Source organism: Albimonas pacifica (assembly GCF_900113695.1).
In the GTDB taxonomy this organism is placed as follows: domain Bacteria; phylum Pseudomonadota; class Alphaproteobacteria; order Rhodobacterales; family Rhodobacteraceae; genus Albimonas; species Albimonas pacifica.
In genome coordinates this window covers 1-17,857 of the sequence record NZ_FOQH01000007.1, presented here as the reverse complement: position 1 = coordinate 17,857, position 17,857 = coordinate 1, and the positions used below count along the sequence as shown (strand labels likewise).

Annotated in this window: 15 protein-coding genes; 3 read left to right on the top strand and 12 right to left on the bottom strand. The window is 72.9% G+C overall.

The features are described 5' to 3' along the window. Genes BM064_RS15490 through BM064_RS15480 form a run of 3 tightly spaced genes read right to left on the bottom strand, consistent with a single transcriptional unit; the run spans position 1 to position 3,748 of the window. The gene (locus BM064_RS15490) at positions 1-1,428 is read right to left on the bottom strand and encodes a nickel-dependent hydrogenase large subunit (protein ID WP_092860898.1); all 1,428 of its coding nucleotides are present in this window, start codon (positions 1,426-1,428) and stop codon (positions 1-3) included. Further along, positions 1,425-2,417, bottom strand: a complete 993-nt coding sequence (locus tag BM064_RS15485; protein ID WP_092860896.1) for an NADH-quinone oxidoreductase subunit B family protein — start codon at positions 2,415-2,417, stop codon at positions 1,425-1,427. The genes BM064_RS15490 and BM064_RS15485 overlap by 4 nt, the downstream gene beginning before the upstream one ends. After that, complete coding sequence (locus tag BM064_RS15480) at positions 2,414-3,748, bottom strand: sensor histidine kinase (RefSeq protein ID WP_092860894.1); 1,335 nt, start codon at positions 3,746-3,748, stop codon at positions 2,414-2,416. The genes BM064_RS15485 and BM064_RS15480 overlap by 4 nt, the downstream gene beginning before the upstream one ends. Before the next feature lie 138 nt (positions 3,749-3,886). Here BM064_RS15480 and BM064_RS15475 point away from each other — a divergent pair, with 138 nt between their 5' ends. Next, complete coding sequence (locus BM064_RS15475) at positions 3,887-5,167, top strand: DUF3422 family protein (protein ID WP_092860892.1); 1,281 nt, start codon at positions 3,887-3,889, stop codon at positions 5,165-5,167. On the opposite strand, the gene BM064_RS15470 is transcribed toward BM064_RS15475, so the two are convergent. The 8 genes from BM064_RS15470 to BM064_RS15435 all read right to left on the bottom strand — a co-directional run bounded on the left by BM064_RS15470 (position 5,164) and on the right by BM064_RS15435 (position 12,244). Continuing rightward, positions 5,164-6,033 carry a fructosamine kinase family protein gene (locus BM064_RS15470; protein ID WP_092860890.1) on the bottom strand — a complete coding sequence of 290 codons (870 nt, stop codon included), beginning with the start codon at positions 6,031-6,033 and terminating at the stop codon, positions 5,164-5,166. The two genes, BM064_RS15475 and BM064_RS15470, sit on opposite strands and share 4 nt — an antisense overlap. 384 nt (positions 6,034-6,417) lie before the next feature. Further along, the gene (locus tag BM064_RS15465) at positions 6,418-6,975 is read right to left on the bottom strand and encodes a hypothetical protein (protein WP_092860888.1); all 558 of its coding nucleotides are present in this window, start codon (positions 6,973-6,975) and stop codon (positions 6,418-6,420) included. After that, complete coding sequence (locus BM064_RS15460) at positions 6,962-7,609, bottom strand: hypothetical protein (protein WP_092860886.1); 648 nt, start codon at positions 7,607-7,609, stop codon at positions 6,962-6,964. Before BM064_RS15460 ends, BM064_RS15465 begins: the two co-directional genes overlap by 14 nt. Beyond that, positions 7,602-9,632 carry a DNA topoisomerase IV subunit B gene (gene parE, locus BM064_RS15455; protein WP_092860884.1) on the bottom strand — a complete coding sequence of 677 codons (2,031 nt, stop codon included), beginning with the start codon at positions 9,630-9,632 and terminating at the stop codon, positions 7,602-7,604. Before parE ends, BM064_RS15460 begins: the two co-directional genes overlap by 8 nt. A 240-nt stretch (positions 9,633-9,872) precedes the next feature. After that, positions 9,873-10,109, bottom strand: coding sequence for a DUF1413 domain-containing protein (locus BM064_RS15450; RefSeq protein ID WP_092860882.1), 237 nt, complete (start codon positions 10,107-10,109; stop codon positions 9,873-9,875). Next, positions 10,109-10,960: an alpha/beta fold hydrolase gene (locus BM064_RS15445; protein WP_092860880.1), complete on the bottom strand. Its 852-nt coding sequence runs from the start codon at positions 10,958-10,960 to the stop codon at positions 10,109-10,111. The genes BM064_RS15450 and BM064_RS15445 overlap by 1 nt, the downstream gene beginning before the upstream one ends. Positions 10,961-10,989: 29 nt before the next feature. Continuing rightward, entirely contained in the window at positions 10,990-11,673 is a 684-nt protein-coding gene (locus BM064_RS15440; protein WP_092860878.1) for a DUF1194 domain-containing protein, read from the bottom strand. A gap of 142 nt (positions 11,674-11,815) precedes the next feature. Further along, positions 11,816-12,244: a VOC family protein gene (locus tag BM064_RS15435; RefSeq protein WP_218161054.1), complete on the bottom strand. Its 429-nt coding sequence runs from the start codon at positions 12,242-12,244 to the stop codon at positions 11,816-11,818. A 90-nt stretch (positions 12,245-12,334) separates the two neighbouring features. Here BM064_RS15435 and thyX point away from each other — a divergent pair, with 90 nt between their 5' ends. Further along, entirely contained in the window at positions 12,335-13,267 is a 933-nt protein-coding gene (thyX, locus tag BM064_RS15430) for an FAD-dependent thymidylate synthase (RefSeq protein ID WP_092860876.1), read from the top strand. A gap of 280 nt (positions 13,268-13,547) precedes the next feature. On the opposite strand, the gene pyrF is transcribed toward thyX, so the two are convergent. Continuing rightward, the gene (gene pyrF / locus BM064_RS15425) at positions 13,548-14,279 is read right to left on the bottom strand and encodes an orotidine-5'-phosphate decarboxylase (protein WP_177236280.1); all 732 of its coding nucleotides are present in this window, start codon (positions 14,277-14,279) and stop codon (positions 13,548-13,550) included. Between the two features lie 216 nt (positions 14,280-14,495). On the opposite strand from pyrF, the gene clpB reads away from it, so the two are divergent. After that, positions 14,496-17,102, top strand: coding sequence for an ATP-dependent chaperone ClpB (clpB, locus tag BM064_RS15420; RefSeq protein WP_092860872.1), 2,607 nt, complete (start codon positions 14,496-14,498; stop codon positions 17,100-17,102). Positions 17,103-17,857: the final 755 nt, after the last annotated feature.

The window sequence follows — 17,857 nt, the reverse complement described above, 5'->3', positions numbered from 1 at the left end:
CTAGTGGACCGTGCAGACCATGCAGGGGTCGAAGCTGCGGACCACGTGCTGGACGGCGAGCGGCGTGGGCTGGTCCGCGGGCGCCGGGGCGCCGACGAGGGCGGCCTCGCAGGGGCCGGGGGCGCCGGAGGCGTCGCGCGGCGAGAAATTCCAGGTGGTCGGGGCGACGATCTGGTAGCCGGCGATGCGGCCGCCCTCGACGCGGATCCAGTGGCCGAGCGCGCCGCGGGCGGCCTCGAGAAGGCCCGCGCCCTCGCCCTCGTCCGGCAGGCGGACGGCGCGCATGCAGGGGGCGGCGGGGTCGAGGCGGCGGGCCCAGTCCTCCATCAGCAGCTGGGTGAGGGCGATCTCCAGCAGGCGGCCGGCGACGCGGGCGTGGACGTCTCCGCCTTGGGCCGCGAGGGCGCGGGCCAGCGGGTGGCCGTGGACGGCCTGGCGGGCGAGGGCGCCGGTCTCGTAGGGCCGGCCGGCGAGGCGGGGGGCCTTGCACCAGGAATAGGCGGAGGCGCGCATCTCCTCGTCGGGGGTGGTCTCGCCGGCGGAGGGGTGGGCGGCGGGGCCGAGCATCCAGGCGTGGGACACGTCCTCGACGATCCGGGAGGGGTCCAGGGGGGCCGGACCCTCGGGCGTCCAGGTTCCGCGGGCGAAGGCCGGGCCGTCGGGGCCGGGGTAGGCGCCGAAGGAGAGGAACCGGCCCCCGCCGCGGCCGAGGTCGGCCAGCGCCAGATCCTCGGCGATCTCCAGGAACAGGGCGGCGTCGCCGGTGGACCAGTCGGCAAGCTCGTCCGGCGTGGAGAGGGCGGCGAAAGCCTCGATCTCGGCGCCGAAGAGCTGGGTTTCGAGGTATCGGCGGAAGGCGCGCAGGTCGGCCTCGATGCGGATGCGGTCGCGCAGCGTCGGCGCGCGGGTGACGCCGCCGGGCTGGATGGCGAGCGTGTGGGGCCACTTGCCGCCCAGCAGGCCGACGATGTGGATGAGGCGGGCGCGGGCCTCGATCGCCGCGCGCACGGCCCCCCCCTGGGCGGCCGTGAAGCGCTCGACCGCTCGCGGATGCCAGGGGCGGGCGTCGTAGTCGGGCCGGGCGAAGTCCGGCATGAAGAAGACGTTGAAATGGGTCAGGTGGTCGGAGACGTTCTCGACCGCGTGCAGCAGGCGGGCGGCCTGGGCGCCCATCGGGGCGGGCTCGGCCCCCGCCAGATCCGCCAGCGCCAGGGCGGCGGCGGCGGACTGGCTGATCGAGCAGATCCCGCAGATCCGCGGCGTGATGGTCAGCGCGTCGCGCGGGTCCTTGCCGATCAGCATCCGCTCGAACCCGCGGTAGAGGGGCGAGTTCACCCGGGCCGCCGTCACCCGGCCGTCGGCGATGTCGAGCCATATCTCCAGGTCGCCCTCGACCCGGTTGAACGGTCCGGCGAGCAGCGTGGTCACGGCTTGCGGCCCCGCAGGGTCGGCGGCACGGCGATGCGGTCGGCGGTGGCGTTGGCGGCGATCCGCTTCGGCGTCGCGGCCTTGGAGAGCGAGGCCAGCGCCATGAACCAGGCTTTCGGCATGTCCGAGGGCAGGCCGACGGGGATGCCGGCCACTTTCGGGGTCTCGGTGAAGGCGTGGCGGGGTTCCTCGAACTCCGGCGCGGTGCAGGCGATGCAGGGATAGCCGCCGGAGGTGCAGGAGCCCAGCCCGTTCCAGGGGCGGATGTTGCAGTCGCCCACGGCCTGGGTGCCGACGCAGCCCAGATGCTCCATCATGCAGCCGAGGTCGGAGAGCCGCTCGGCGCTGGCCTTGTATTCGTAGAACTCGTTGCGCGAGCAGCCGTGGTGGACCAGGTGCTCGGCATAGAACAGGGGGCGGGCGAGGGCGTCGAGGTCGGCCTCGCCCAGCGCGTCCTGGGCCAGCATCAGCAGGGTCTCGGTCACCCAGTCGGGATGGGTGGGGCAGCCGGCGACGTTGATCACCGGCAGGCCGCCGCGGCCGCGGAAATCGGCGGGCAGAATGCCGCCCCTCAGGCGCCCCTCGTATTGCAGCCCGGCGGAGTCGGAGGGGTTCTCGCCCGCCGTGGTCATGCCCCCGTAGGTCGCGCAGGTCCCCACGGCCACCACGTGGCGGGCGACGGCCGAGAGGTCGCGCACCCAGTCCAGCATCGGCCGGCCGGTGCCCGCCAGCATGTGATAGCGCCCGGTGCCCCGCGGCCCCCGCGGAATGGCGCCCTCGACGCAGAGGAGGTCCAGCGGGACGTCTTCGGCCAGGATCTTCGCGAGCAGCTCGCGCACCTCGTGGCCGGAGGCCTGGCTGACGGTGGGGTGCCAGAGAAGGTCGATCCCCGCCCCCTCCAGCAGCTCCAGCGCGTTGGGCCCCTCGGCGCAGAGCAGCGACATGGTGCAGCCGCCGCAGCCGGCGGACTGGAGCCAGAGGAGGTTCATGGGGCGTCTCCGGCGACGTCGGCGCGGGCGGGCAGGTCGAGGCGGAAGCGGGCGCCATGCTCGGACGGCTCCAGCGACAGGCGCCCCCCATGCTCCTCGGCGATCTTGGCGGAGATCGCGAGGCCGAGGCCCGTGCCCTTGCCCACCGCCTTGGTGGTGAAGAACGGGTCGAAGATGGCGTGCTGGAGCTCCGCGGGCACGCCGGGGCCGTCGTCGGAGACCTCGAGGACCGCGCGGTCGCCCTCGGCGCGGACGCGCACCCGCACCGCGCCCGAGCCGGCCGCGTCGAAGGCGTTCTGCACGAGGTTCATCACCACCTGCTGGATGTGGCCGGCGCGGCCGAGCGCCGGGACCGGCCCGTCGGCCTCGAACACCGCGGCCGCGCCCGGGCGCACGCCGCGCTCGACCCAGGCGACGGCGGTGCGCGCGGTGTCGGCGAGGTCGAAGAGCGTGCGCTCGCCGGCTCCGTCGGCCGACAGGCGGCGCAGGTCCGCCACGATGTCGCGCACCCGCTCGGCCCCGTCGCGCGCGCCCTGGATGGCGGAGCGCAGGTTGCGCAGCTCCCGGTCGAGCCTGAGTTCGGCGCGCAGCGCGATCAGCTCCTCGCGCCCGGCGCCGGCCTGCACGCGCTCGAAATAGGTCTCGAAGCGGGTGGCGTATTTTTCCAGGGCATGGGCGTTGGCGTAGACGAAGCTGATGGGGTTGTTGAGCTCATGCGCCACCCCGGCCAGCAGGCGGCCGAGCGACGCCAGCTTCTCCGAGCGCACCAGGTGGGCCTGGGTGAGCTGCATCTGGCGGTGGGACTCCTCCAGCTCCGCATAGGCCCGGCGCAGCTCGCCCAGCGGGCGGCCGGTCAGCACCGCGCCGACGCCGCGGCCGCGCTCGTCGAGGCGCGGGGTGACCGAGAATTCGAAGGGCGCGGGCCCGTCCGAGGTCAGCAGGTCCGCCTCCGCCGTGTCGGGGCGGCGGGCGGCGATCACCCGCTCGACCACCTCCGCCAGCGGGGCGCGGCTCGCCTGCGGCAGCAGGTCGGCGAGGGGCCGGCCCAGGGTCTCGGCCCGCTCGCGGCCCAGCAGGACGGAGAGCGAGCGGCTCGCCTCCTCCACCCGGCCCTGGCGGTCCACCACGATCAGCGCGTCGGAGACGGAGCCCAGCACCGATTCCATGAACCGGCGCAGCATCGCGGTCTCGGCGTTCTGGCGCTCGAGCTGCTCCTGGTAGTCGACGAGTTCGGCGTAGGTGCGGTCGACGGCGTGGAGCACGTCCATCCAGGCCGCGTCCGTCAGTCCGCCGGCGACCGGCTCCGGGCCCTTGGGCGTCGCGCTGGCCATGGCGATCCTCCTCGGCCCAGACCCTAGCGCCGGCTGGCTCCGCGGGGAAGCGGCAGCAGGTGCGCGCAATTCGCCTCATTGCGCAGCGGCGTTTGCGCAAGATTATTGCGCGAGAGTGCGAGCCGACCGGAGGCAGCGATGGCCGAGGATCACCCGAGACGCCAGGAGATGGTGAACGAGCTGCACGCGCGCCCGTTCCCGACGCTGCGCGCGCCCTGCCGGGCCGTGTATCTGGCGCTGCTGCCGCCGGCGGACGCGGCGCAGCGCGACCGGGCGGGCGACATCGCCCAGCTGCGCGCGCTGGTGGCGGCCCAGGGCGGCCAGTCGCCGGCCGACGGGGTGGGGCATTTCACGACGCAGATGGGCCGCGCCACCCTGAAATGGGAGAGCCATACCGAGTTCGTCACCTACGCCGCCTTCACCGACGGCCCCTCCGCCCGCGCCTTCGACCCCGCCGACGCCGAGGTCTTTCCGACCGCCTGGCAGGAGGCCGCCCCCGGCCGGCGCATCGCCGCCGTGCAGGTGCGCGTCGAGGCGCTGCCCGAGGACGGCGAGGCGGGCGTGGTCGCGCGGCTCGAGGACTGGCTCAGCCCCGACAGCCTCGCCGTCTCCTGGGCGCTGGGCGGGGACGCGGCGGTGGCGAGCGACTTTCGTCTCGACCCCGCCGGCTTCATGCGCGTCGCGGTCTTCGTGCGCGAAGGGGTGGGCGAGCGGCGGGTGGGCCGCATCGTCCATCAGGTCGTCGAGATCGAGATCTACCGCGCCATGGCCATGCTCGGCCTCGCCCGGGCGCGGGAGCTGACGGCGACGCTGAACGCGCTGGATCCGCGGCTGTCGGCGCTGGTCGCCTCGATGTCCCAGGACGGCAAGGGCGCCGAGGAGACGCTGCACGACCTGCTGGGCATCTCGGCGGAGCTGGAGGCGCTGGCCGCCCGCCACTCGTTTCGTTTCGGCGCCACCTGGGCCTACGAGGCGATCGTGGCCCAGCGCATCGAGGCGCTGCGCGAGGATCGCTTCCGCGGCCGCCAGACGTTCGGCGAATTCATGCAGCGCCGCTTCGACCCGGCCATGCGCACCGCCCATTCCGCCGACCGCCGGATCGAGCAGATGGCCGGCCGCGCCGCCCGCGCCGCCGAGCTGCTGCGCACCCGGGTGGACGTCGAGCGATCCGCCCAGAACCAGGCGCTGCTCGCCTCGATGGACCGGCGGGCGGACCTGCAGCTGCGCCTGCAGCACACGGTCGAGGGGCTGTCGGTGGTGGCCATCGCCTATTACGCGGTCAGCCTGCTGGGCTACCTGCTGACCCCGGCCGCGAGCGCCGCGGGGGTGGAGAAGGGGTGGCTCTTCTCCGGCCTCGCGCTCGCGGTCTTCGCGGGGGTCTGGCTGCTGATGCGCGCGATCAAGCGGCGGATGCGCTAGGCGCCCGCCTGGTCGAGCAGCCCCTCGACCAGGCCGCGGTAGCCGCCGCCGAACAGGCGCAGGTGCACGATGGCGGGCCAGAGCTGGTAGATCGGCCGGCGCGCCGCGGCGCCGGGCTCCAGCGGGCCGTAGCCCTCGACGAAGCTGGGGCCGGGGGCGCCGAACAGGGTCAGCATCGCCAGGTCCGCCTCGCCGTCGCCATAGGCGCAGGCGGGGTCGACCAGCCCGACCGGCCGGCCGCCGTGGATCAGCAGGTTGCCGCTCCACAGGTCGCCGTGGCGCAGGCCGGGCAGGGGACGGGCGGGCAGGCGGTTGGGCAGGTCGGCGGCCAGCCGCTCCAGCCGCCGGGCGAGGGCGGCGGGCAGGCGGTCGACCTCCGAGAGCAGCCGCAGCTCCCCCCAGAACCCCGGCCAGTCGAGCGCGGGGTCGGCGTTGCCGGGGATCGCGACGTCGCCGAAGGCGTAGGGCTCGGGCCAGCCGTAGGCGGGGCCGGGCGTCTCGTGCACCCGGCGCAGGATCTCGCCCAGCTCCCGCCAGCCGGCGGCGGAGATGGCGCCCGACTCCGGCAGGCTCTCCAGCGCCAGCACCGCCGCGGAAGCGGCGAGCACCCGCGGCGTCGGCGCGCCGGCGGCGCGCAGGGCGTCGAGCATCCGCGCCTCGGTCGGGGGGGCGGGGCCGGTCTTGGCCACGATCTCGCGTCCGTCGTCGAGCTCGGCGAACACCACGCGGCTGAGGTCGCCCCCCGGCAGCCGCCGCCAGCGCACGGCCCGCGCCCCCAGCAGAGCCGCGGCCGCCTGGGCGAGCGCGCGCCCGCCGCCGCCGCCGCCGCCGTCTCCCACGTCGCCGATGCCGGCGCCGTCGCTCATGACCGCGCCTCGGGGGCGCGGAGGCGCGCCGGGCGCGGGGGCGGAGCCGGCTGGGCGGGTCCCCCGTCGCGGCGCGCGCCTGGATTTCGCTTCGGGTCGATCATGCGTGCACGTCGGGGCGCCCGGCCGACGCCCTGCGGGTATTGGCGAGTTGAAGCCGCCTTCGGGACGACCTGATCCCTCAGGAGGTCGCCGAGCGGCGACCCTGTGCGACCAGGCCGAGGAAGGGGCGCGGCGGGCGAATGGGTCTTCGCGCTCGCCGACGGCACGGTCCGGGGAGATGATCGGTCGGTTTCGCCCCTACGGCAACTCTACAGTGGCAATTCGCCACGCCTTGCCGGGTCTCGACCGGGCGCCGCCGCCCGTCGGGGGAGGTGGCGGGGCTCAGCGGCGGCGGCGGCGCTCGCCCTGCTCGTCGGGGCCGCGGTTGGGCAGCAGGGTGAGGAAGGCCTGGTTCATCGCCTTCGCGAAGCCGGCGTCGCCGGGTCCGCGGGTGGCGGTGCTGCGCACCAGGACCGAGCTCAGCTCGCGCCGGCCGCGGCAGTAGGCGATCAGCGCCTCCAGCGCCCCGTCGGCGCGCCCGGCCCCGGTCGAGGCCGGGCCCCGGCAGCCGTCGAGCCTGTTGGCCGGGGCGAAGGCGATCACCACCCGCGTCTCCTCGCGCAGGTTCTCGCCCAGCTCGAAGGGGCTGGAGCCGAAGCGCGCGGGCAGGGTCATGCCGGCGGCGACCTGCGCGGGCGAGGCGCCGTCCGGCGGGGTCCCGTGCACCTCGAGCGGCATCGGCACGCCGTTGAAGATCTGCCGCGGGTCGTAGGCGGTGTCGTGCATCGGCGTGGTGACCGAGGTGTAGCCCTCCGCGCCGGGCTGTCCGGCGCAGCCGGCCAGGGCCAGCAGCGCGGCGAGGGCGACGGGCGCCAGGGTGCGGGCCTCACGTCGGGGCATCGTCGGGATCTCCTTCCTGCGGAGGCCGGGGGGATGCGCCGCCCGGCGTCTCGGGCGCGGCGCCGTCGGGGCGCAGCACGGCGGCCAGCAGCTCGGCCAGGGTCTGCGCCGCCCATTCCGCATCGAGCGCGCCCGAGCGACGGGCGCGGATCCGCCCCTCGGCCAGCGCCTGGTCGCGCAGGCACAGGGCCAGCATCGCCTCGTATCGGTCGTCGAGCGGCGGGGGCGCGGCGATCGGCGCCTCGGCGGCGCAGAGCGCGTTCCCCTCGGGCGGCGGGTCGGCGTTGAACACGATCGCGAGCCGGAGCAGGCGCCCGTGCTCCGAGCGCGCCCAGCCGCCGGGCGCGACGGCCGGCAGGTCCAGCGCCTCGGGCAGGCCCTCGGGGAGGCGGAACAGGCCCGCCACCTCGGCGGGGGTCATTTCGGGCAGGGGCGCGTTGTGCGCCTCGACCGCCACCCGCCCGGGGCGGAGCAGCGAGGGGTCGTATTCCGGGCTCAGCTCGATGCCGAACACCGCGACGTCGCCCGATTCGCCGTCGCAGGCCGCCGTCGCCCCGCCCATCGCCGCCGTCGCCAGCAGCGCGGCGGCCAGCCTGCGCCGCCGGCGGCGCGGGGCGGGGCGGGGATCAGACATCCAGGTCTTCCGCGAAGCGGGCGTTCTCCTGGATGAACTGGAAGCGCAGCTCGGCCTTGCGGCCCATCAGGCGTTCCACCAGGGCCGAGGTCTCGCCCTGCTCGCCGGGCTCGTCCTCGTCGATGGTCACCCGGATCAGGGTCCGGGTGGTCGGGTCCATCGTGGTCTCCTTCAGCTGCCGCGGCATCATCTCGCCCAGGCCCTTGAAGCGGCCGACCTCGACCTTGCCGCGGCCCTTGGAGAAGACCGTCTCGATCAGCTCCTCGCGGTGGGCGTCGTCGCGGGCGTAGAGGGTGCGGCCACCCTGCGTCATCCGGTAGAGGGGCGGCGCGGCCAGGAACAGCCTGCCCGCATCGACCAGCGGGCGCATCTGGCGGAAGAAGAAGGTCATCAGCAGAGACGCGATATGCGCGCCGTCGACGTCGGCGTCGGTCATGATGATGACCCGCTCGTAGCGCAGATCCTCGAGGTTGAAGCGCGAGCCCGGGTTGACGCCGAGCGCCTGGCAGAGGTCCTGGAGCTCCTGGTTCTGGGCCAGCTTCTCGACGGAGGCGTTGGCCACGTTGAGGATCTTGCCCCGCAGCGGCAGCACGGCCTGGGTCTTGCGGTTGCGCGCCTGCTTGGCCGAGCCGCCCGCGCTGTCGCCCTCCACCAGGAAGATCTCGGAGTTGTTGCGCGCGCTGTCGGAACAGTCCGCGAGCTTGCCCGGAAGGCGCAGCTTCTTGGTGGCGGTCTTGCGCTGCGTCTCCTTCTCCTGCCGGCGGCGCACGCGCTCCTCGGCGCGCAGCAGGGCGAAGTCGAGGATCGCGCCGGCCCGCTTGGGGTCGGCGGCGAGCCAGGTGTCGAAGCGGTCGCGCACGGCGCCCTCGGCGAGGCGGGCCGCTTCGGTGGTGGCGAGGCGGTCCTTGGTCTGGCCGACGAACTCGGGTTCCCGGATGAAGATCGAGATCATCGCGCAGGCGGCGCCCTGCACGTCCTCGCGCGTCAGCATCGCGGCCTTCTTCACCGAGGCGAGCTCGCCATAGGCGCGCAGGCCCTTGAGCACGGCGGCCCAGAAGCCCTGCTCATGGGTGCCGCCCTCGGGCGTGGGGACCGTGTTGCAGTAGGAGGAGACGAAGCCGTCGCGCGCCGGCGTCCAGTTCACCGCCCATTCGACGGAGCCGGCGGTGTCCGCGCCGTATTTCTCGACGAAATCCACCTTGCCCGCGAAAGGCTGGTCGGCGCAGCAGGGCGCGCCCGCGAGGCTTTCGGCGAGGTAGTCGGCGAGGCCGCCGGGGAAGTGGAACGTGGCCTCCGCCGGCGTGTCGTCGCCGTCCTTCAGCAGGGCGGGATCGCATTTCCAGCGGATCTCGACGCCGGAGAACAGATAGGCCTTCGAGCGCGCCATCTTCATCAGCCGCGCCGGTTTCAGCATGGCGCGGGGGCCGAAGATCTCGGGGTCCGGGTGGAAGCTGACGGTGGTGCCGCGGCGGTTGGGGGCCTGGCCGGCCTGCTCCACCGGGCCCAGCGGCTTGCCCTTCGAGAAGGACTGCCGCCACAGGATCTTGTTGCGCGCCACCTCGACCGTCACCGCGTCCGACAGCGCGTTCACCACCGAGATGCCCACCCCGTGCAGACCGCCCGAGGTCTGGTAGGCCTTGCCGCCGAACTTGCCGCCGGCGTGGAGCGTGCACAGGATCACCTCCAGCGCCGACTTGTCGGGGAAGCGGGGGTGGGGGTCAACGGGGATGCCGCGGCCGTTGTCGCGGATGGTGCAGGTCCCGTCGGCGGCGAGCTCCATCTCGATCCGGGAGGCGTGGCCGGCCACCGCCTCGTCCATCGAGTTGTCCAGCACCTCGGCGACCAGGTGGTGCAGCGCGCGCTCGTCGGTGCCGCCCACATACATGCCGGGGCGCTTGCGGACCGGCTCCAGCCCCTCGAGCACCTCGATCGAGGAGGCGTCGTAGGACTCGGCGGCGTCGTTGGAGGCGAAGAGATCTTCGCCCGCAGTCTTGCCGGCGGTCTTGCGCGCGGGCTCGGCCATGGCGGGGGTCCTGCTCGGTTCGTGTTCGTTGAGCGCGCAGTATCGCGCGCGCCGGGGCGGGAATTCAATGGGCGGCGTGGCGGCATGGCCCGCATCTGGACGGGTGCAGCGCAAAAACCGCGAGATATGGGGCCGGCGCGACGACGGGTCTTTCCGGCGGCCCGGCCGGCCCCGCAGGCGCCCCGGGCTCGACCCGGGGCCTCCCGCCGCCGGCCGGCCGCGCGCCGCGGGAGGGGGGCGCTACCCGCCCCGCCAGGCGTAGACCCGCCCGCCCCCGGCCTTGCGCCCCGTGTCCTCGACCCCCGCCAGCCGCCCGGCGCGCACCGCGTCGAGGAAGGCGTGGCCCGCCTGCACCCGCTCCCCGATCCACAGCCGGCCCCAGTCCTCGCCCCAGATCTCGGGCAGGTGGAACTCTCCGGGCGGCCGGCCGGCCAGGGCCGCGCGCAGGCGGGCGAGGTCGTCGTCGCCGAGCCGCATCAGGGCCCCGGGTGACGGTCGAGGAACGCCTCGAGGGCGTTGTCGAACCCCTCCGGCTGCTCGGCGTTGATCGAGTGGCCGCCCTCCAGGTCCACCACCTCCAGGTGCGGGATGCCGGCGCGGAGCGCGGGCAGGTGGGCCTGGAAGCGCTTCTCCCAGCGGCCGTTGATCAGCAGCGTGGGCAGGCGCAGCTCGTGCAGCCGGTGCATGGCGGCGGTTCCGGCCACGGTGATCTCCATGGCGCGGGCCATCGCCTCGGGGTCCAGCAGCGCGGCGTCGGCCATCAGCCGGGCCTTGGTCTCGGGCGGGTAGCGGGTGGCCCGGGCGGGATGGACGCGCGCCTCCGGCAGCTTCGCGCGGCCGCCGGCGCGGATCTGGGCGGCGGTCGCGCGCCGCTCCCGCACCTTCGCCGCGTCGTCGGGGCGGGTCATCACCGCGCCGGAGTTGGTGAAGGCCTGCGCGATCGCCGCCCCGGGCTTCGCCAGCACGTAGGCGACCGAGATCCCGGCCCCCAGGCTCTGCCCGCAGACATGCCAGCGGCGCACGCCCAGCCGTTCGCGCAGCGCCTCCAGCGTCTCGACGTAGCGCGGGATCGTATAGGCCTCGGGGTCGGCGGGGGCGTGGGCGCGGCCGTGGCCCAGCAGCTCCACCACCGCCACCCGGCGCCGGCGCGAGAGGCGCTCGACGTTGCCATGCCACTGGGCGCGGCTCGCCATGAAGCCGTGGATCAGGAGGAGGGGCGGCGCCTGCGTCTCCTCCCGCGGGCCGTGCAGGTCCACGTGCAGTCCGTGGAGATGAAAGGACTCGCCGGTCCGCGGCGGGGCGTCGGGCGCGGGGGGCGCGTCCTGCATGGGCTCTCCCTCGGGTCTCTTGTTCCGCCTCAGCCGGGCGGTTGCATCTCGGGCGTCGGGGCTTCCAGCGCGCCGATCGCCATGGGGGGGCGGATCTCGCGCAGCAGCTTGCGCTTCATGGCGCGGGCGTAGTCGCCGTAGTCCTCGGCGACCTCGGTGAAGGCGCCGACGCCGCGGATCACCATCGTCTCGAAATAGCGCACCAGCTGCGGGCGGGCGACGCCGCCGACGACCAGCGCGTTCACCGTCACGTCGTCCATCGGGAAGCTGGAATAGGCGGTCGTCGGCTCGTAGCCGTCGTTGTTGGCGCCGTCGCCGGAGACGTCGAGCACCCGCCGCTCGCAATCCCGCACGTCCTCCAGCAGGCGGGCGGCGAAGCCGATCGCGTGGCCGAGCGCGGTGGGATAGTCGGAGTGGCTGCGCGCCGCGGTCCGCACCCGGGCCGCCAGCGCGTCGATGGCCTGCGGGCTGGTCATCGGCCGCCAGTCGGCGACCAGCGCGTGCTGCCAGCGCCCGGACCATTCGTAGACGGCGATCCGCACCTCCCCCGTGCCGGGGTCGAGCAGCGCCTCCTTGACGTCCGGATCCTCCAGCGCGTCGGCGAGGCCCTGGGACTGCAGCGCATATTCCCCCTCGTCCACCGAGGAGGAGACGTCCAGCGCCAGCGCCAGCCCCAGCGCGCACGCGGCCGAGGCCGGCCCCGCCCCGAACATCCAGGCGCCCGCGGCGAGCGCCGCGAGCGCCGCGGCGCCCCTTCTTCGCCTCGCCCGCCCGGGTCCGCGGCCGAGCGGCGTCCCCCGTCTGGCGACGGGGCGGAGGGCGGCGAGGCGAAGGGGCGCGCATGTCATCGGCAGGTCACCAGGTTCCGGTGTTCTCCATGCTGGCCCAGGGCTCCTGGACCGGCTTGGCGTCGCCCATCTGCAGCAGCTCGATGGAGACGCCGTCGGGGCTTTTGACGAAGGCCATCCGACCCTCGCGCGGGGGGCGGTTGATGGTCACGCCGGCGGCCTGCAGTTTCTCGCACATGGCGTAGATGTCCTCGACCTCGTAGGCGAGGTGGCCGAAGTTGCGGCCGGAGCCGTAATCCTCGTCCGATCCCCAGTTGTAGGTCAGTTCGACCGCGACGTCCTCCTGCCCCGGGGCGGCCAGGAACACGAGGGTGAACTTGCCGGCCTCGTTGTCGATGCGGCGCACCTCCGTCAGGCCCAGCAGGTCGCAGTAGAACGCCTTCGAGGCTTCTATATCCTTAACGCGGACCATGGTGTGGAGGTATTTGATCTGCATCTGGGGGTTCCTTCTGTCTTGGGCACCAGATATGGATGGTTGCGACTCGGCTCGCGCCGAGCGCCGCTCGTTATGCCTCGGGGACAACTTATGACGCTCAGCCCGGAACAACAGGCCGAAATCGACGCCGCGCGGGCCGAAACCCGCCCGACGCTGCGCCCGGTGTCCGAGGGGATCGAGGCGCTGCTCTATTCCGCGATCCCGGTGCTGGACCACGGCTTCGTGCGGGTGGTCGACTACATGGGCGACGACGCGGCCATCGTCCAGGCGGCGCGCGTCAGCTACGGCGCCGGCACCCGCAAGGCGCGCGACGACCGCGGGCTGATCCGCTACCTGATGCGCCACTGGCACTCCACGCCGTTCGAGATGTGCGAGATCAAGCTGCACGTGAAGCTGCCGATCTTCGTGGCCCGCCAGTGGATCCGTCACCGCACCGCGAACGTGAACGAATACTCCGCCCGCTACTCGATCCTGGACCGGGAGTTCTACATCCCCCAGCCCGAGCAGCTCGCCGCCCAGAGCCGGTCCAACCGCCAGGGCCGCGGCTCGGTCCTGCAGGGGGAGGAGGCTGAGACGGTGCTGCGCCTGCTGCGCGAGGATTCGACCCGCGGCTACGACAACTACCAGTGGATGCTGAACGAGGGGCCGGACGGCGCGCCGGCGGACGAGGGCCGCGCCGGCCTCGCGCGCGAGCTCGCGCGGATGAACCTGACCTCGAACGTCTACACGCAGTGGTACTGGAAGATCGACCTGCACAACCTCTTCCACTTCCTGCGCCTGCGCGCCGACCCGCACGCGCAGTACGAGATCCGCGTCTACGCGGACGCGATGTGCGAGATCGCCAAGGCCTGGGTCCCCGCGGCCTACGAGGCCTTCGAGGAATACCGCCTCGGGGCCGTGCAGTTCTCCTCCTCGGCGATGTCCTGCCTGCGCCGGATGCTGGCCGGAGAGACGGTCACCCAGGAGAACAGCGGCATGTCTGCGGGCGAATGGCGCGAATTCCAGGCCGCCCTGGCCGGCTGAGCGCCCGGCGCGACGCCGACCACGCCCGCGGAGCGCCTGTTCCCCGGAGCCGTCCATCGCTGATGCCGATCAGAGCGACTCGGCCGGAGGGGTCAAGGATCGCGAAGCGACCGCGCAAAGCGCGGCTTGTCCTTGACCCCTCCGGCCGAGTCGCTCAGGCATCTTCAGCGATGGACGGATCCGGGGAACAGGCGCGGCCTTGTTCCCTGGTGAGTCCGGAGCGGCCTTCCGCGCGAAGCGCAGCCCCGAGCGAGCCCCGTCTCGCGAGGCTCCGCTCGCCTCAGGGCAGTTCCGCCTGGATGGCGCGCGCGGCCGCGGCCGGGTCGCTCGCCTGCCACACGGGCCGGCCGACGACGATATGATCCGCCCCCGCGCCGACCGCCGCGCCCGGCGTCGAGATCCGCTTCTGGTCGTCGACCGACGCCCCCGCCGGCCGGATTCCCGGCGTCACGATCAGTTTTCCCATGCTCTCGGGCAGGGCCCGCAGCGCCGCCGCCTCCTGGGCCGAGGCGATGACCCCGTCGGCCCCCGCCTCCCAGGCCCGGGCCGCGCGCTCGGCCACCAGCTCGGAGACGTCGCCCGCCCGGATCAGCGCCGCGTCGAGGTCGCCGCGGTCGGACGAGGTCAGCACCGTGACGCCCAGGATCTTCATCCCCGTGCCCGCGGCGCCGGCGGCGGCGGCCTTCACCACGCTGGGGTCGCCATGCACGGTCAGGAAATCGAGGTCGAAGGCCGCCAGCCGCCTCACCGCGTGCTCGATCGTGGCGGGGATGTCGAAGAGCTTCATGTCCAGGAACACGCGCTTGCCCTGGTCCTTGAGCTCCATCGCCGCCGCCAGCCCGCCGGTGGTCAGCATTCCCAGCCCGATCTTGTAGAAGGTCACGTTCTCGCCCAGCCGCTCGGCGAGCTGCATGGCGGTCGCCCCGTCGGACACGTCGAGCGCTACGATCAGGCGGTCGCGCGGGTCCGCGCCGGTCGCGGGTTTGCGCGCGGGGAAGGGGGCGACGGACATGGCGCGGCTCCTTGGATCATCGGTCTGACGGGGTTCCCCGGCGATACGCGCGCCGGCGCGAAACCGCAAGCTCAAGGTCTTGTGAGGCCCCCCGGCGCCGCCCATATCGAAACCGAAATCGGGGCGTGCCTTGCGGGCGGTCCGATCCATATCACAGGCCGGGCCGGGCGGGCCTCTCCGAGGGCGCCCTGACGCGGCGCTGAAAGGAGAGCGAGCATGAACTTGGAAAAGTTCACCGACCGCGCACGCGGGTTCGTCCAGGCGGCCCAGACCATCGCGATGCGCGAGAGCCATCAGCGGCTCACCCCCGACCACCTTCTCAAGGCCCTGCTCGACGACGACCAGGGCTTCGCCACCGCCCTGATCGGGCGCGCGGGCGGCGACGCGCAGAAGGTGCGCGCGGCGAACGACCTCTCGGTCGCCAAGCTGCCCAAGGTGCAGGGCGGGCAGGTCTATCTCGACCAGTCCTTCGCCCAGGTGGTCGACCAGGCCGAGCAGCTGGCCAAGAAGGCCTCCGACAGCTTCGTCACCGTCGAGCGCCTGCTGACCGCGCTCGCCATCCAGAAATCCGACGCCTCCAAGGCGCTGGCCGACGGCGGCGTCACCGCCCAGGCCCTCAACAAGGCCATCGAGGACATGCGCAAGGGACGCACCGCCGACAGCGCCGGCGCCGAGGACCAGTTCGAGGCCCTCAAGAAATACGCCCGCGACCTGACCGAGGCGGCCCGCGAGGGCAAGATCGACCCGGTCATCGGCCGCGACGAGGAGATCCGCCGCTGCGTGCAGGTCCTCTCCCGCCGCACCAAGAACAACCCCGTCCTGATCGGCGAGCCCGGCGTCGGCAAGACCGCCATCGCCGAGGGCCTCGCGATGCGCATCGTCAACGGCGACGTGCCCGAGAGCCTGCAGGACAAGAAGCTGCTCAGCCTCGACATGGGCTCGCTCATCGCCGGCGCGAAGTATCGCGGCGAGTTCGAGGAGCGGCTGAAGGGCGTGCTGAACGAGGTCACCTCCTCGGACGGCGAGATCATCCTGTTCATCGACGAGATGCACACGCTGGTCGGCGCCGGGAAGGGCGACGGCGCGATGGACGCCTCCAACCTCCTGAAGCCCGCCCTCGCGCGCGGGGAGCTTCACTGCGTCGGCGCCACCACGCTGGATGAATACCGCAAGCATGTGGAGAAGGACGCCGCCCTCGCCCGCCGCTTCCAGCCCGTCTTCGTGACCGAGCCCTCGGTCGAGGACGCGATCTCGATCCTGCGCGGCATCAAGGAGAAGTACGAGGTGCACCACGGCGTGCGGATCTCCGACGCCGCGCTGGTGGCGGCGGCGACGCTGTCGAACCGCTACATCTCCGACCGCTTCCTGCCCGACAAGGCCATCGACCTGATGGACGAGGCCGCCTCGCGCCTGCGCATGGAGGTGGACAGCAAGCCCGAGGAGCTCGACCAGCTCGACCGCGACATCCTCCAGAAGCAGATCGAGGCCGAGGCTCTGAAGAAGGAGACCGACCAGGCCTCCCAGGACCGGCTGGCGAAGATCACCCAGGATCTCGCCCAGCTGCAGGAGCAGTCCGCCGCGATGACCGCCCGCTGGCAGGCGGAGCGCGACAAGCTGCAGGGCTCGCGCGACCTGAAGGAGCAGCTGGACGGCGCCCGGGTGGAGCTGGAGAACGCCAAGCGCCGCGGCGACCTCGCCAAGGCCGGCGAGCTCGCCTACGGCGTGATCCCGGATCTCGAGAAGCGCCTGGCGGAAGCCGAGAGCCAGGAGTCCAAGGACGTCATGGTCGAGGAGGCCGTGCTGCCCGAGCACGTCGCCGCCGTCGTCTCCCGCTGGACCGGCGTGCCGGTGGACAAGATGCTGGAGGGCGAGCGCGACAAGCTCCTGCGGATGGAGGAGGTCATCGGCGCCCGCGTGGTCGGCCAGGAGGAGGCGGTGCGCGCCGTCTCCAACGCGGTCCGGCGCGCCCGGGCGGGTCTGAACGACCCCAACCGGCCGATCGGCTCGTTCCTGTTCCTCGGCCCGACCGGCGTGGGCAAGACGGAGCTCACCAAGGCGCTGGCCGAGTTCCTGTTCGACGACGACCAGGCGATGGTGCGCATCGACATGTCCGAGTTCATGGAGAAGCACGCCGTCAGCCGCCTGATCGGCGCCCCGCCGGGCTACGTCGGCTATGACGAGGGCGGCGTCCTGACCGAGGCGGTGCGTCGGCGTCCCTACCAGGTGGTCCTCTTCGACGAGGTCGAGAAGGCGCATCCGGACGTGTTCAACGTCCTCCTGCAGGTGCTGGACGAGGGTCGGCTGACCGACGGCCAGGGCCGCACGGTGGATTTCCGCAACACGCTGGTGATCCTGACCTCGAACCTGGGGGCCGAGTTCCTGACCTCGCTTCCCGACGGCGCGGCCGCCTCGGATGCGCGGGACGCGGTGATGGGCGCGGTGCGCGCGCACTTCCGGCCGGAGTTCCTGAACCGTCTCGACGAGATCGTCCTCTTCGAGCGGCTGAGCCGGGAGCATATGGACGGCATCGTCACCATCCAGCTCAAGGGGCTGGAGGCGCGGCTGGCGGATCGCAAGATCCACCTCGAGCTCGCGCCCGAGGCCCGGACCTGGCTGGCGGATCGCGGCTACGACCCGGTCTATGGCGCGCGCCCGCTGAAGCGGGTGATCCAGAGGGCCCTGCAGGACCCGCTGGCCGAGCGTCTGCTGGCCGGCACGATCCGCGACGGCGAGGAGGTGCCGGTGGGCTGCGGTCCCGACGGCCTGCTGATCGGCGACCGCGCGCGCGGCGCCTCGGCCGAGGCGGGGGCGACCCTGCACTGATCGCGCCTCGGGCGGCGGAAACCGGGGGCGAGTCGGGCGACCGACTCGCCCCCGACTCGTTTCCGGACCGGATTCGGCGGGGTCCGCCACGTCACCTTTGTCGCGACGCAACGTCAGAATGGGGCGGAATCGGGCCTTCAGGGCCCGTCCGGGCGCCTCAAGCGGAGGCGCCGCCACGTCATATTCGGGATTTTACGTCGCCTGGAGGCCCGGATTCGCCTTTCAGGGCTTCGAAAACCGCCGTTCACGCCCGGATTCGGGGGGCTCCTGAGCAGGCGCCGAAGCGATTGACGCAACGCACGCAGCATCTTGGCGTGAAACGGGCGGCCGTGACACTTTTCTGACGAGGGGCTGTTGACGCCCTCTCCGAAACCCCCTAGATACCCGCTCACCGACGAGGGGCTGCGCTTCTCGGACGGTTCAGCGGCAGCCGCGAGCGTCCTGGACGTTCCGAAAGGAACGGGGGGATGGGTTGTCGCCGGGCTCTTTGACATTGCGGGTTCTGGAAGGGACGTGCGGACGGTTCGGGTTGTTGGGATATTCCTGACGGTTTGAGGTCTGCATGTCGCCTGCTGAGGAAGCCGGGGGTACGCTCCTGGTGGACGATGAAGCAGGTACTACGTGGCCAACTTCGACGCTTCGGCGTTGGGGATTGGTCGCCAGTAAGTAATGACATGCAGGTCCAAGACGTCAGATGGACTGAGCTTCGGCTCGGTTTCAACCTGAGAGTTTGATCCTGGCTCAGAACGAACGCT